Source organism: Intrasporangium sp. Soil_C_50 (genome assembly GCF_057656595.1).
In genome coordinates this window covers 77,956-91,892 of record NZ_JBDGKB010000002.1, presented here as the reverse complement: position 1 = coordinate 91,892, position 13,937 = coordinate 77,956, and the positions used below count along the sequence as shown (strand labels likewise).

Below are 13,937 nucleotides of genomic sequence, written 5' to 3'. Positions count from 1 at the left end.
TCACTTGAAGGGGGTGACCGGCGGGGCGACGCTCTGCGGGTCCAGGGTCCTCACCAGCTGCGGCACGACGTTGGTGCCGTCCTTCTTCAGCGTCGCGGTGAACATCGGCTGGAGCAGGGCGTGGTCCTCGGCACGGATCGTCAGCTGCCCCTTGGGCCCCTGGAACGACCAGCCCTCGAGCCCGGTGACCATCTTGTCGACGTCGGAGCCGCCGGTCTCGAGCGCGTGCACGATCATCTGGCCGGCGACGAAGCCGTCGTTGGTGAACAGGTCGACCGACGCGCCCTGCTTGGCGAGCCCGTCCTTCAGCGCCGTGTACGCGGCGTTGTCGGCCGCCCCCTCGAAGAAGTGCGAGAGGAAGTCGATCTTCGTGCCGACCTCGCCGAAGAGCGTGTGGGTGGCCTTGATGTCGAGGCCGGTGACCACCTTGGTCGTGTCGAAGACGCCCTGCTGCCCGAGGGTCGTCCACATCTGCGTGGCATTGGCCCCGGCCCAGGCGACGAAGAGCAGGTCGGGGCCGGCGGCCTTGACCTTGGACGCGAACGGCGTCAGGTCGGTGGCAGCAGCCGGGACCTCGACCGCCGAGACCGTCGCCCCCTTGGCACCGAGGATCGCCGTGACGGCAGCGACGTTGGCCTTGCCGAAGGCGCTGTCCTGCGCGAGGACCGTGACCTTCTTGCCCTTGACGTCACCGAGCATCGAACCGGCCGTGGCGACGTCCTGGTAGGTCTGGCGACCGGAGCGGAACGTGTAGCGGTTGGCACCGGTCACGGCGTCGGCCGCTGCCGGGCCCGAGATGAACAGCACCTTGTTGTCCTGCGCCAGTGGCGCGACCTGGAGCGCGACGCCCGAGGCGGTCGAGCCGGCGATGATGGTGCTGCCCTTGCCGATGAGGTCGGTCGCCGCCGACACGGCCTTGGCGGGGTCGCCCGCGTCGTCGGCCTCGCTGATCTCGATCTTCTTGCCCGCGACCGCGCCGGTTCCCTTGGTGGCGAAGTCGATCCCGGCCGTCAGGCCCTGGCGGTACTGCTCGCCGTAGCTCGCGAGCGGGCCGGACTTCGAGTAGACGAGGCCGACCTTGAACGTGCCTCCCGCACCGTTCGTCGCCCCCGCTCCCGCGTCACCGGCCGCCGGAGCTCCCGGCTGCCCCGGTGAGCCGCAGGCAGCCACCGACAGGGCGATCATGGCGCTCGCGAGCGCCAGGCTCCAACGCTTGGACACCGATGTCCTCCACCTCTGGCGGGCGCTCGCGCCTTTGCTGCAACGAGATCCGTTGACGCCCAGCCGTTTCGGCGAACCTAGGTGAGCGCCCACAACGCGGCGGTGGGACGTGCGACCACAATGCGGGCCGACGCATGTGGCTGGCCGCCACCCCCGTCGGGTGGACCACGGGACTCGACGCGGGTGCCGCGGATGCCGTGGCGACGCCCGTCAGACCAGGCGGGGCTCGAGGTCTGCGACGACCTGGTCGGCGGTCAGGCCGAGCTCCTCGAGGATCTGGCCGCGCGAGGCGTGGTCGAGGAAGCGCTTCGGGATGCCGTACGTGTGCACCGGCACCTCGACGCCGGCCTCGCGCAGGGCGAGGCTGACGGCCGAGCCGACGCCGCCGCTGACGAGGTTGTCCTCGACGACGGCGACGGTGCGGGCCCGGCGGGCGAGGTCGACGACGGTGTCGCTGACCGGCAGCACCCAGCGCGGGTCGACGACGCGCACGGCGCGCCCGTGCGCCGCGATCTTCTCCCCCGCCTCGATGGCGAGGCCCGCGAAGGCCCCCACCCCGACGACGAGCAGGTCGACGTCGTCGCCGGCGTTCTCGAAGAGCACGTCGACGTCGCCGATGGTGCGCTGGGCCGTCAGCGGGTCGGCGACGTCGCCCTTGGGGAAGCGGATGACGGTCGGGCCGTCGGACACGTCGACGGCCTCGCGCAGCCGGCGGCGCACCTGGTCGCCGTCGCGCGGGGCGGCGAGGCGCAGACCCGGCACGATCGAGGTGAGGGTCATGTCCCACATGCCGTTGTGCGAGGCGCCGTCGCTGCCCGTGACTCCGGCCCGGTCGAGGACGAAGGTGATGCCGGCGCGGTGGAGGGCGCAGTCCATGAGGAGCTGGTCGAACGCGCGGTTGAGGAAGGTGGCGTAGACGGCGACGACCGGGTGCAGGCCCGAGTACGCCAGCCCCGAGGCCATCGTGACCGCGTGCTGCTCGGCGATGCCGACGTCGAAGACGCGGTCGGGGTAGGCGGCAGCGAACCCGTCGAGGCCCACGGGGATGAGCATCGCGGCGGTGATGGCGACGACGTCGGGACGCTCCGCGCCCAGGGCGACCATCTCGTCGTTGAACTCGTCGGTCCAGATGCGCCCGGACACCTCGAACGGCAGGCCGGTCTCGGGGTTGAACTTGCCGACGCCGTGGAACTGGTCGGCCTCGTCGTCGACGGCCGGCTGGTAGCCGCGGCCCTTCTGGGTGAGGACATGGACGATGACCGGGCCGCCGAAGTCGCGGGCCTTGCGCAGGGCGCGTTCGACCGCCTGCTCGTCGTGGCCGTCGACGGGGCCGAGGTACTTGAGGCCGAGGTCCTCGAACATGCCCTGCGGGGCGACGATGTCCTTGATGCCCTTCTTGACGCCGTGCAGCGTCTCGAACATCGCGCCGCCGACGACGGGCGTGCGGGCCAGGGAGCGCTTGCCCCAGTCGAGGAACCGCTCGTAGCCGCGGGTCGTGCGCAGCGTGGCCAGGTGATCGGCCAGCCCGCCGATGGTCGGGGCGTAGGAGCGCTCGTTGTCGTTGACGACGATGACGAGCGGGAGGTCCTTGTCGACGGCGATGTTGTTGATCGCCTCCCAGGCCATGCCACCGGTGAGGGCGCCGTCGCCGATGACGGCCACGGTGTGCCGGCCGGTCTCGCCGGCGAGGCGCCGGCCCTTGGCGATGCCGTCGGCCCACGACAGCGCGGTGGATGCGTGGGAGTTCTCGACGACGTCGTGCTCGGACTCGGCACGGCTCGGGTAGCCCGACAGGCCGCCCTGCTTCTTCAGCTTGCTGAAGTCGTGCCGCCCCGTGAGCAGCTTGTGGACGTACGACTGGTGGCCGGTGTCGAAGACGAGGGTGTCCTGCGGCGAGTCGAAGACCCGGTGCAGCGCGATCGTCAGCTCGACGACGCCGAGGTTCGGCCCGAGGTGGCCGCCGGTCTTGGAGACCTCCGTCACGAGGAAGGTGCGGATCTCCTCGGCGAGCGCCGGCAGCTGGTCGGCCGGCAGTGCCTTGAGGTCCGCGGGGCTCGTGATCGTCTCCAGCAGGGCCACGCCGGGTCTTCCTCTCGAAGTTCGGTGCCGCGTCGTCAGGGGGTCGTCGGGGGTCTGGTCCCGACGCGTCGGAGCGGGTTGATCGAGTCTAGGTGCAACGATCAGGCCGGCGAAAACGTGCACCGCCCACCGCGTGGCACACCACACATGATCCTCGCGTCGGCGCCACAGGAGGTCCAGAAGCGACCGACTCCCCACGGCTAGAGCCGCGGGGCGAAGACCTTGCCCTGCAGCGCCTCGTGGAGCAGGCGCGCCGAGCGGGTGGCGGCGACGAGCCGGATGCCCTCGGCCTCGATCTCGGACAGGATCTCGGTCAGCGCCTCGGTGGGCACGTGCGGCCCGATCTCGACGCGCGCCTCACGCCACGCGTCACGGGTGGCGGCCACCTGGCCCTCGAGGTGGCGGCAGGTGATCCACGCGAGGGCGATGGGGTGCTTGCGCCAGCCCGGGTACCCCCGGTAGTCCGGTGGGCACTGGTCGAGCAGCCAGAGCACGGCCCGCTCCTGCCAGCCCGGTGCCTGGGCCGGCGGCACGCCCGGCGGCCAGCCGGGTGGGGTGTGGGCGGACATGGCTCCAGTCTGCCTCGCCTACGCTCGGGGCATGACGACACCCTGGTCGGTCTCGTGGGTCACGGCCTTCCTCGACGTGCCGCCGGCAGTACGCGACTCGGTCGTGCGGTTCTGGTCGGCGGTGACGGCCTCGACCGAGTCGCCGGCGCGCGGCGACGAGGGCGAGTTCGTCAGCCTCCTGCCCGAGCAGGGCGACCCGTTCCTCGCCGTGCAGCGCACCGGCACGGCCGGCACCGAACCCACCGGCCCCTCGATCCACCTCGACCTGCACGTGCTCTCACCGGCCGATGCCGCCGACCGGGCCGTGGCGTCGGGGGCGACGGAGCTGCACCGCTCACCCCACGGCTACGTCGTGGTCTCCTCCCCCGGCGGTCTCGTCCACTGCTTCGTGCGGGCCGGTCCGCACGTGCGCCCCGAGCCGGTCCGCTGGCCCCGGGGCCACGAGAGCCTCGTCGACCAGGTGTGCCTCGACATCCCGCCGACGGCCTACGAGGCGGAGTGCCGGTACTGGACGGAGGTGACCGGGTGGCGGCTGCGCCGCTCGGTGTCGCGTCCCGAGTTCCACCACCTCGAGCGTCCGGCGGGGGTGCCGCTGCGCTTCCTGCTCCAGCGTCTCGACGGCGACCGCCCCGACCGGCCCGACCGCGCCGAGGGGCCGGTCACGGCGCACCTCGACCTCGCGTGCGACGACCGCGCCGCCGAGGTGGCGCGGCACAGGTCAGTCGGTGCCACGGTCGTCGGCGACCCGGGCGGCGGCTGGACCGTGCTGCGCGACCCCGGCGGCTCGAGCTACTGCGTCACCGACCGCGACCCGCACAGCGGCTGAGGGCTCGCCACCGGGACCCACCGGCCCGACGAGCCGGCCCGGATCACGGCGTCCGGGCCGGCCGGCCGGTCACCAGTTGCGCTCGGGGCGCGGCGGCGCCGGAAGCGGGTGGTCCTGCGGGTGGATGACGTAGACGATGCCGCCGCTGTGCGGCACCCACGTGTTCTCGAACTGCTCGCGGTCGTAGGTGACGCGGACCTGGCCGTTGTCGCGGATGAGGTGCGAGGCGGGGTCGTTGCACACGACGTCGCCCTCGGGCGTGAACCCGACGACGACCATGAGGTGGCCGTTGGTGCCGTAGCCCGCGCCCTCCAGCTCGCCCTTCTTGAACGACACCGAGGTGACGAGCGGGATGCCGGCGGCGATGAACTCCTCGGCCTCGGTCAACGACCGCAGCCGGGTGACGAACGCCCGCATCCGCGGACGCGTCGCGGCGTAGGCCGCGTTGAACGGCCAGTTGCCGGCGCCGTCGTAGGTGTAGTCGAAGACGTTGCGCGCCGCGAAGTCCACCTGCGGATCGGTCTCGCCCGGGATGGCCTCGGTGACCCACGCCGTCTCGTCCGCGCGCGGACCGGCCCCCCAGTAGGCGAGCACCATCGACGTCGACGTGGGCGAGCACCAGGCCTCGCCGCCGTTGTCCCACTGCGGGAAGTGCCCGATGTGGCGCTCCTGGGAGAAGGGCGGCACGTCGAGGGTGGTGCCGCACGCCCGGCCGTTCGGGCTGCGTGGCACCCGGTCGGCGTCCGGCAGGGCCGAGGCCATGGCCCCGACGGAACGCAGCCGCGGGGTCTGCCCCGTGCCGGTCGGGCGCATGAGGCGCACGACGAGCTGCCACGACTCGAGGGTGTGCCCGCTGCGCGTCGCGAGGGTGTCGGTGTAGACCGTCGCGACGGCGTCGCCCTGCCCGTTGAGGCTGGTGCGGTGGATGCCGCCGCCGTCGGCCGGGTCGTACCGGGCCCAGCGCCCGAGGACGTACTCCTTGGTCTCGACGCCGCCGCTGCGCCCGCGGACGCTGACCTCGACCCACGAGCGTCCGGGGGTGTCGGCGTTCCACGACGCGACGAGCTCGGTCAGGCCGAAGCCGGGCCGGACGACGGGCGAGGTCCACGTCGCGACGTCGTAGGTGGCCGGCATCGCCGTCGGGTCGAACGGGTCGACGTACTCCCGGGTGCCGGTGAAGGCGCCGACGGCCAGCTGCGGGCCGCTCCACTCGCGGTAGGCGACGTGGCGGGTGTCAGGTCCTCCGGGCACCGACGAGGCGGACGCGGTCTGCGCGGCGGACAGGCCGAGGAACGCAGCACCGGCGGCGGATCCGAGCACGACGCGTCGGCTCGGCGTCGCAGGACCGGCGGGGACTCCGGACGAGCCGGAGGGGACGGTGGGAACGGACGACATGGCACACCTTCCGTGGGGGCAGGCGCCACCGGGCCGGCGTGGTGGACGCGGGCACGGGGCTGCTGGGCCCGGTCAGTGAACACCCGCGCGCCCCGCCCACGGGGGCTTCGGGTCAAGGATTCTCGGCATTCGGTCGCTCACCGTGGAAAATTTACGCCCCCTTGACCCGACGCCGGCCGTTCAGGCCCAGTTGGCCTCCGCGGGCGGCGGCGGGAGCTCGACGCCGTGGGGGTGGATGACGTACGTCAGGCCGCCGTTGTCGCCGAGCCACGCCCGCTCGAACTGGTCGCGCCGGTAGACCCGACGCACCTCGTCGTTGCTGGCGATCCGACCGGAGTTCGGGTCGTTGGACACCACGTCGCCCTCGGCGGTGAAACCGACGATCGTCAGCAGGTGCCCGCTCGTGCCGTAGCCGGCGCCGTCGAGCTCGTCCTCGCGGAAGGTCACCGACACCACGAGGGGCACCCCGGCGGCGAGGAACGCCTCGGCCTCGGTGAGGTCGCGCAGCCGCGTCACGTACGCCCGCAGCCCACGCGTCGCGGCGTAGGCCGTGTTGAACGCCCAGTTGCCGGCCCCGCCGTAGGACCGGTCGAAGACGCGACGGACGCCGTGCACGACGACAGGGTCGATGTCGTGGCCGACCCAGGCCGCCTCCTCCGCGCTCGGGCCCGACGCCCAGTGCTCGAGCAGCATCGTCGTCGACGTCGGCGAGCACCAGGACTGGCCACCGTTGTCCCAGTGGGGGAAGGTGTCGACGTGCAGTCGCTGCGAGTGCGGCGGCACCGGCACCTCGTGGCCCGCTCCCCCGCCCGGCCGGCTCGTCGGCTCGTCGGCCGCGATGGCGAATCGTGAGGCCACGGCAGCGACGAGGGACACCTCGACGCCCCCGCCCGACGCCCCGTCGGCGGCCTGCACGGCGGCCTCGGTGGCCAGGGCCGTCAGGCGCAGCTGCCACCGTTCGAGACCGCGACCGGGTGCGGCGTGCCAGGTGTCGGCCGAGACGTGACCGGCGTCGAGCTGCTGGCCGCGCACCGTCGTGCGGGTCACCGGCGAGCCGCCCTCCGGGTCGTCCTCGGCCCAGCGCGCGAAGGTGACCCATGGCGCCCAGCCCGACGCGTCGCCGACGCGGCCCTCGACGTGCAGCCACGTGCCGGCCGGCGTGCGCGCGTTCCACGACGGGATGAGCTCCGTTGCCGTGAAAGGGATCTCGACGACCGGAGACTCCCACACGCTGGCGGCGTAGTTGCGCGGCCCGGAGTCCTCGACGTGCACGTCCCGGTAGGCGACGTCCGCCGCAGGCTCCCATCCGAAGCCTGACTCCCAGACGGTCAGGGACGCGTGTCGCTCGCTCACGCGTCGAGCATGCCATCCGCGGGACGCCCGGGACGCGTCGGGGCCCGGCCACCGACGAACGGTGACCGGGCCCCGACGGGTGGCGCCTGCCGGCGCCTCGTGCTCAGCCCGCGACGAGCGAGCGCAGCACGTACTGCAGGATGCCGCCGTTGCGGTAGTAGTCGGCCTCACCGGGGGTGTCGATGCGCACGACCGCGTCGAACTCGACCGTCTCCCCGCCGTCCTTCGTCGCGACGACCTTGACGGTCTTCGGCGTCGTTCCCTCGTTGAGGGCGGTGATGCCGGTGATCGAGAAGGTCTCGGTGCCGTCGAGGCCGAGCGAGTCGGCGTTCTGGCCGGCCGGGTACTGCAGCGGGATGACGCCCATGCCGATGAGGTTGGAGCGGTGGATGCGCTCGTAGCTCTCCGCGATGACGGCCTTGACGCCGAGCAGGCTGGTGCCCTTGGCGGCCCAGTCACGCGAGCTGCCCGAGCCGTACTCCTTGCCCGACAGGATGACGAGCGGGGTGCCGGCCGCCGCATAGCTCTGCGCGGCGTCGTAGATCGTCGTCTGCTCGCCACCGTTCGTGAAGTCGCGCGTGAAGCCACCCTCGACGCCGTCGAGGAGGAGGTTCTTCAGGCGGATGTTGGCGAACGTGCCTCGGATCATGACCTCGTGGTTGCCGCGGCGGGAGCCGTAGGAGTTGAAGTCCTTGCGCTCGATGCCGTGCTCGGCGAGGTACTTGCCGGCGGGGCTGTCGTTCTTGATCGCACCGGCGGGGCTGATGTGGTCGGTCGTGACCGAGTCGCCGAGCTTGGCGAGCACCCGCGCGCCCTCGATGTCGGCGACCGGCGACGGCTCGGTCGCCATGCCGTCGAAGTACGGGGGCTTGCGCACGTACGTCGACTCGGCGTCCCACGCGAACGTGTCGCCCTCCGGCGTCGGGAGCGACTGCCAGCGCTGGTCGCCCGCGAAGACGTCGGCGTAGTCCTCGGTGAACATGTCCTGGTTGATGCTGGCGGCGATCGTCTGCTCGACGTCCTCCGGGGCTGGCCAGATGTCCTTGAGGAACACGTCGTTGCCGTCGGTGTCCTGGCCGAGCGGCTCGGACTCGAAGTCGAAGTCCATGGTGCCGGCGAGGGCGTAGGCGATGACGAGCGGCGGGCTCGCGAGGTAGTTCATCTTGACGTCGGGGTTGATGCGGCCCTCGAAGTTGCGGTTGCCCGACAGGACCGACGTGACGGCGAGGTCGGCGTCGTTGATCGCCGCGGAGATCTCCTCGTTGAGCGGGCCCGAGTTGCCGATGCACGTCGTGCAGCCATAGCCGACGAGGTGGAAGCCGAGCTTCTCGAGGTAGGGCCACATGCCGGCCTTGTCGTAGTAGCCGGTGACGACCTTGGAGCCCGGCGCCATCGACGTCTTGACCCACGGGGCCACCGACAGGCCCTTCTCGACGGCGTTCTTCGCGAGCATCGCCGCGGCCATCATGACCGACGGGTTGGAGGTGTTGGTGCAGCTCGTGATCGAGGCGATCGAGACGATGCCGTGGTCGATGTCGAAGGTGCGGCCCTCGGCGTCGGTCACCGAGACCTTCTTCGAGGGTCGGCCGTTCGTGGCGCCGTCGGCCGGCTTGTCGCCGCCGTTGTCGATGCCGGGGTCGCTGGCCGGGAAGGACTCCGCCTCGCCGGCGTCGCCCTCGTCGTGCGCGACGTAGGTCGGCAGCACCTTGCGGAACGACTCCTTGGCGGCGGACAGCTCGATGCGGTCCTGCGGGCGCTTCGGGCCGGCGATCGACGGGACGACCGTCGACAGGTCGAGCTCGAGGTACTCGCTGTAGCGGGCCTGCGCCGTGTCGGCGCCGAGCCACATGCCCTGCTCCTTGGCGTAGGCCTCGACGAGCGCGACGCTCTCGTCGGAGCGGCCGGTGAGGCGCAGGTAGTCGAGGGTGACGTCGTCGATCGGGAAGATCGCGCACGTCGAGCCGAACTCGGGGCTCATGTTGCCGATGGTCGCGCGGTTGGCGAGCGGCACCTGGGCCACGCCCTCGCCGTAGAACTCGACGAACTTGCCGACGACGCCGTGCTTGCGGAGCATCTCGGTGATCGTCAGGACGACGTCGGTGGCCGTGGCGCCCGACGGGATCGAGCCGGAGAGCTTGAAGCCGACGACGCGCGGGATGAGCATCGAGACGGGCTGGCCGAGCATGGCCGCCTCGGCCTCGATGCCGCCGACGCCCCAGCCGAGCACGCCGAGGCCGTTGACCATCGTCGTGTGCGAGTCGGTCCCGACGCAGGTGTCGGGGTAGGCGACCTGCTCGCCGTCGACCTCGCGCACCATGACGGTGCGCGCCAGGTGCTCGATGTTGACCTGGTGGACGATGCCGGTGCCCGGCGGGACGACCTTGAAGTCGTCGAAGGCGGTCTGGCCCCAGCGCAGGAACTGGTAGCGCTCCCGGTTGCGCTCGTACTCGATCTCGACGTTGCGCTCGAAGGCGTCGGCGCGGCCGAAGACGTCGATGATGACCGAGTGGTCGATGACGAGCTCGGCGGGGGCGAGCGGGTTGATCCTTGCCGGGTCGCCGCCGAGGTCGGCGACGGCCTCGCGCATCGTGGCGAGGTCGACGACGCACGGCACGCCGGTGAAGTCCTGCATGATGACGCGGGCCGGCGTGAACTGGATCTCCGTGTCGGGCTCGGCGTTCTCGTCCCACGAGCCGACCGCGCGGATGTGGTCGGCGGTGATGTTCGCGCCGTCCTCGGTGCGCAGGAGGTTCTCGAGGAGCACCTTGAGGCTGTACGGGAGGGTCTCGTGGCCCTCGACCCCGGCCAGCCGGAAGATCTCGTAGGACTTCTCACCGACCTCGAGGGGTCCCTTGGCCTTGAAGCTGTCGATGCTGCCCACGTCGGGCTCCTTCCAGCAACTCTGTTGGATGTCGCAGTGCGCGATTTATCTTGACGTCAAGATATATCTAACCACACGGGCGCGCAGCCCGGGCCACCCGTGTCCACGGGGTGGCGACTCGCTGTCCCGTACCCGGACCGACCCGGCCGCCTGCGGCCCATCTTCGTCGTTCACTCCCGCGTTGTCTGCCCCGGGGGCGTCGTCACGCGGGTCGGCGCTCCAGCACTGCGATGCACTCGACGTGGTGGGTCATCGGGAAGGCGTCCCAGCCCTCGAGGGAGGTCATCTCGTAGCCGTGCTCGGCGGCCTGGCGCACGTCGCGGGCCAGCGCCGCGGGGTCGCAGGCGACGTACACGACGCGTCGGGGCGCGACCTGCGCGAGCAGGGCCATGACCTCCTTGCCGGCGCCGGTGCGTGGCGGGTCGAGGACGGCGAGGTCGGCGGTGACGCCCTGGCGCACCAGCGAGCGCAGCTCACGGTCGACGCGGGCGGCGCGCCACTCGACGTTCGCGAGGTGCTCGGTGTTGCGCTCGCCGTTGGCGACGGCGACGGCGTCGCCCTCCACACCGAGGACGACGCCCCCGGGCTCGACGAGCTCCCCGAGACGCATGGTGAACAGGCCCGAGCCGGCGTAGAGGTCGAGCACCCGGTCGCCGGGGCCGGCCCCGAGCAGGTCGACGACCCGGGACAGGAACGTCGACGCCGCGCCGGGGTGCACCTGCCAGAAGCCCCGGGCCGCGACGACGTACTCGCCCTCCCAGTCACCCTGGCGCACGAGCTCGCCGACGAGGCCGCCGACGGGTCCCTTCGGCGTCTCGGACCAGTCGGTGCCCTTTCCCTCGGCGCCGGCCGGGACCGGCACGATCACGGGCTCGTCGGGGTGCACGGCGTCGATGACGTCGACGGACGCGCACTCGTCCCACTCGGTGTCGAGAACGCCCGAGGCGATGACGTCCTCGGTCGCGATGAGGCAGTCGTCGACCCGCACGACCTCGCGGGAACGATGGGCCCGCAAGCCCGCCCGCCCCTCGGCGTCGACCGCGAACTCGACACGGGTGCGCCAGCGCAGGCCGTCGGCGTCGCCCGGCACGGGACGCACCTCGACGTCGACGTCGGGCATCTTCGCGACCCGGGCGAACTGCTCGCGCACGACGTCGGCCTTGAGGCGGCGCTGCGCCTCGAGCGTCACGTGCTGGAAGTCGCACCCACCGCAGAGCCCGGGACCGGCGAAGCTGCACGGTGCCTCGACGCGGTCCGGGGAGGCCTCGAGCACCTCGACGGCGTCGGCCCGCACGAAGCTGTCGCCGTCGCGCCCCTCGGTGACGACCGCGACGACGCGCTCCCCCGGCAGGGTGTGCCGGACGAAGACGACGCGTCCCTCGTGCCGGGCCACGCAGTGGCCGCCGTGGGCGACGCCGCCCACCTCGAGCGTCCACCGGGCGCCGACCAGGCTCTCCCCCTTGGCCGCTCGCTCCCGGGGCCGGCGAGCGCTCACAGCGCCCCGCCGCGCACCGAACCCCCGACCGGCGGCTCGTCGATCCAGTCGCGCTCGGCGCCCTGCGAGGACTGCAGCTGCCACGGCACGCTGACCACCATGACCCCTGGGGTGAAGAGCAGGCGGCCCTTGAGCCGCAGCGCGCTCTGGTTGTGCAGCAGCTGCTCCCACCACCTGCCGAGCACGTACTCGGGCAGGTACACGGTGACGATGTCGCGCGGGTTGCCGCTGCGGATCGAGCGCACGTAGTCGAGGATCGGCCGGGTGATCTGCCGGTAGGGCGAGGCGAGCACCTTGAGCGGTACGGGGATGTCGTGCTTGTCCCACTCCGCGAGCAGCGCCTGGGTCTCGTCGTGGTCGACGTCGACGGTGATGGCCTCGAGGTAGGTCGGCCGACTGGCCCGCGCGTAGGCGAGGGCGCGCATCGTCGGCTTGTGCACCTTGGAGATGCAGACGATGGCGTGCACGTGGCTCGGCAGCATGGGCCGCTCGATGGTCCAGTCGATCTGCAGCTCGTCGCGCACCCGCGAGTAGTGCCGCTTGATGCCGAGCATGACGACGAAGAGGATGGCCATCGCGATGATGGCGTAGCGGGCGCCCGCCTGGAACTTCGTGATGAGCACGACGACGAGGACCGTCGCCGACATCGCGGCACCCACGGCGTTGATGACGCGCGAGCGCTGCATCCGGGCTCGCTCCTTGGCCGCACGCTCGAGGCGCAGGTGACGCGTCCAGTGCCGCACCATGCCGATCTGGCTCGTCGTGAACGACACGAAGACGCCGACGATGTAGAGCTGGATGAGCGCCGTGACCTCGGCCTTGAAGATGATGACGAGGACGATCGCCGCAGCCGAGAGCATGACGATGCCGTTGGAGAACGCGAGGCGGTCGCCGCGGGTGTGCATCTGGCGTGGCAGGTAGCCGTCGCGGGCGAGGATCGAGGCCAGCACCGGGAAGCCGTTGAAGGCCGTGTTGGCGGCGAGGACGAGGATCAGGCCGGTGACGATCGAGACGAACACGACGCCGAGCGGGAAGCTCGCGAACACCGAGTTGGCGAGCTGGCCGATGGTCGTGTGCTGCACGTAGCCGTCGCCGACCGGCGCGCCGTTGCGGAGCAGCTGCGTCGACGGGTTGTCGGCCATCTTGACGCCGGTCCACATGCTGAGGGCGATGATCGACCCGAGCATGGTGACGGACAGGGTCCCCATGAGCAGCAGCGTCGAGGCGGCGTTGCGGCTCTTGGGCTTGCGGAACGCGGGGACGCCGTTGCTGATCGCCTCGACGCCGGTGAGCGCCGCACAGCCGGAGGAGAAGGCGCGCAGCAGCAGGAAGGCTGCCGCGAGGCCGGTGAGGTCCTCGCCGCCCTCGGGCACGAGCGTCAGGGCCGCGCTCTCGGCGGGCTGCAGCGTGCCGGTCACCTTCTGGAGGACGCCGTAGAGGCCCATCCCGAGGATCGCGATCATGAAGGCGTACACCGGGATCGCGAAGGCCTTGCCCGACTCGCGCACGCCCCGGAGGTTCATCGCCGTGAGGAAGACGATGAGCCCGACCGCGACGACGACCTCGTGACCGCGGACGAAGCCGAGGACGGTCGCGGCGTTCTGCACCCCCGAGGAGATCGACACGGCGACGGTCAGGACGTAGTCGACGAGAAGCGCGCTCGCCACCGTCAGCCCGGCCTTGGGGCCGAGGTTGACCGTGGCCACCTCGTAGTCGCCACCGCCGGAGGGGTAGGCGTGGACGTTCTGCCGGTACGAGGCGACGACGACGACCATGACGAGGACGACGCCGATCGTCACCTGCCAGCTGTGCGTCGTGACGAAGGCGCCACCGGCGAGGCCCAGCATGAGCAGGATCTCGTCGGGCGCGTACGCGACCGAGGACAGCGCGTCGCTGGCGAAGATGGGCAGGGCGAGCCGCTTGGGCAGCAGGGTCTCGCCGAGCTTGTCGCTGCGCATGGCGCGACCGACGAGGAGGCGCTTGAACAGCGATCCGGTTCCGGGCACGTCGACAGAGTATGCCGCCCCGCCGCCCGGTGCCGCCGCACTCCGACACCGCTCCGGGACCCGCCGTGGGACCGGCCCGGACCTGCACGGTGCGAGGGGAGCCCACGGTGTA

9 protein-coding genes are annotated in these 13,937 nt (G+C 71.7%); 1 reads left to right on the top strand and 8 read right to left on the bottom strand.

What is annotated here, in order from left to right:
- The 3 genes from AC3A5R_RS07880 to AC3A5R_RS07870 all read right to left on the bottom strand — a co-directional run bounded on the left by AC3A5R_RS07880 (window position 1) and on the right by AC3A5R_RS07870 (window position 3,869).
- A complete protein-coding gene (locus tag AC3A5R_RS07880; protein ID WP_487620204.1) occupies window positions 1–1,221 on the bottom strand; it encodes a substrate-binding domain-containing protein in 1,221 nt (406 codons plus the stop codon).
- Window positions 1,222–1,431: 210 nt separating this feature from the next.
- The gene (gene dxs / locus AC3A5R_RS07875; RefSeq protein WP_487620203.1) at window positions 1,432–3,300 is read right to left on the bottom strand and encodes a 1-deoxy-D-xylulose-5-phosphate synthase; all 1,869 of its coding nucleotides are present in this window, start codon (window positions 3,298–3,300) and stop codon (window positions 1,432–1,434) included.
- Between the two features lie 200 nt (window positions 3,301–3,500).
- Window positions 3,501–3,869 carry a hypothetical protein gene (locus AC3A5R_RS07870; RefSeq protein WP_487620202.1) on the bottom strand — a complete coding sequence of 123 codons (369 nt, stop codon included), beginning with the start codon at window positions 3,867–3,869 and terminating at the stop codon, window positions 3,501–3,503.
- Window positions 3,870–3,900: 31 nt separating this feature from the next.
- Here AC3A5R_RS07870 and AC3A5R_RS07865 point away from each other — a divergent pair, with 31 nt between their 5' ends.
- On the top strand, window positions 3,901–4,695 hold the full coding sequence (locus AC3A5R_RS07865; RefSeq protein WP_487620201.1) for a VOC family protein: 795 nt from the start codon (window positions 3,901–3,903) through the stop codon (window positions 4,693–4,695).
- A gap of 69 nt (window positions 4,696–4,764) precedes the next feature.
- Here AC3A5R_RS07865 and AC3A5R_RS07860 read toward each other — a convergent pair whose 3' ends face one another.
- From AC3A5R_RS07860 to AC3A5R_RS07840, 5 genes are all read right to left on the bottom strand, one after another.
- Entirely contained in the window at window positions 4,765–6,090 is a 1,326-nt protein-coding gene (locus AC3A5R_RS07860; RefSeq protein WP_487620200.1) for a C39 family peptidase, read from the bottom strand.
- A 180-nt stretch (window positions 6,091–6,270) separates the two neighbouring features.
- The gene (locus tag AC3A5R_RS07855) at window positions 6,271–7,443 is read right to left on the bottom strand and encodes a C39 family peptidase (RefSeq protein ID WP_487620199.1); all 1,173 of its coding nucleotides are present in this window, start codon (window positions 7,441–7,443) and stop codon (window positions 6,271–6,273) included.
- Between the two features lie 103 nt (window positions 7,444–7,546).
- Window positions 7,547–10,324: an aconitate hydratase AcnA gene (acnA, locus tag AC3A5R_RS07850; protein ID WP_487620198.1), complete on the bottom strand. Its 2,778-nt coding sequence runs from the start codon at window positions 10,322–10,324 to the stop codon at window positions 7,547–7,549.
- Between the two features lie 202 nt (window positions 10,325–10,526).
- Window positions 10,527–11,819, bottom strand: a complete 1,293-nt coding sequence (locus AC3A5R_RS07845; protein ID WP_487620197.1) for a class I SAM-dependent RNA methyltransferase — start codon at window positions 11,817–11,819, stop codon at window positions 10,527–10,529.
- Window positions 11,816–13,777 carry an APC family permease gene (locus tag AC3A5R_RS07840; protein ID WP_487620537.1) on the bottom strand — a complete coding sequence of 654 codons (1,962 nt, stop codon included), beginning with the start codon at window positions 13,775–13,777 and terminating at the stop codon, window positions 11,816–11,818. The genes AC3A5R_RS07845 and AC3A5R_RS07840 overlap by 4 nt, the downstream gene beginning before the upstream one ends.
- Between the last annotated feature and the right edge of the window lie 160 nt (window positions 13,778–13,937).